Annotated in this window: 1 protein-coding gene; it reads right to left on the bottom strand. The window is 51.7% G+C overall.

The genetic code is table 11. The features are described 5' to 3' along the window. Positions 1-144: 144 nt before the first annotated feature. Positions 145-491: transposase (locus EXE42_RS16755; RefSeq protein WP_137707037.1), on the bottom strand; the 347-nt coding region annotated here is incomplete at its 5' end.

The following is a 491-nucleotide window of genomic DNA, read 5'->3' as shown; positions in this document are numbered from 1 at the left end:
ACAGCGAGAACTGGAAAAAAAAGGGTTAATAAAGGACAGCTAGTCCGAGATTACTAGATGATAGGTCCCTAGCATATTGAAATATAAATCTTTGAGTACAGTTGAACATATATTGTTACGCTCTTGTGTAGCACATTGTTGATTTCAGAGAGTAGCTTTGACGGCGTGTTTGAGCGCTTTTCGTCCGGGTTTGCGGTAGAGTTCTCGTCTGAGTTGGAACGCTCGGAGATACTGTGTGAGGCGATCTTTTGAGATGCCTCGATGCGGCGAGAGCCACCGTCGCGCCAGCGACGCGTGGCTCTCGCAGGTATTCACGTGGACCGTGTCGTCGGCGTATTCACCGTCTCCGTGAACGACGTATTCGCGGTCGAATTGCTCATCTTCATCAAGCGGATCGTACGCGCAAAATCCGTCGGTATAGACGGTGAGAGGCTCCTGCTGGCGGTCAGCCAGCAGGAGCCGGATCGTCGATTCGTCTGCGGATTTCGCCG

Source organism: Halorubrum sp. SP3, assembly GCF_005435195.1.
Taxonomy (GTDB): Archaea; Halobacteriota; Halobacteria; order Halobacteriales; family Haloferacaceae; genus Halorubrum; species Halorubrum sodomense.
The sequence above is the reverse complement of the archived record's forward strand: the minus strand, read 5'-3'. Positions and strand labels throughout refer to the sequence as shown.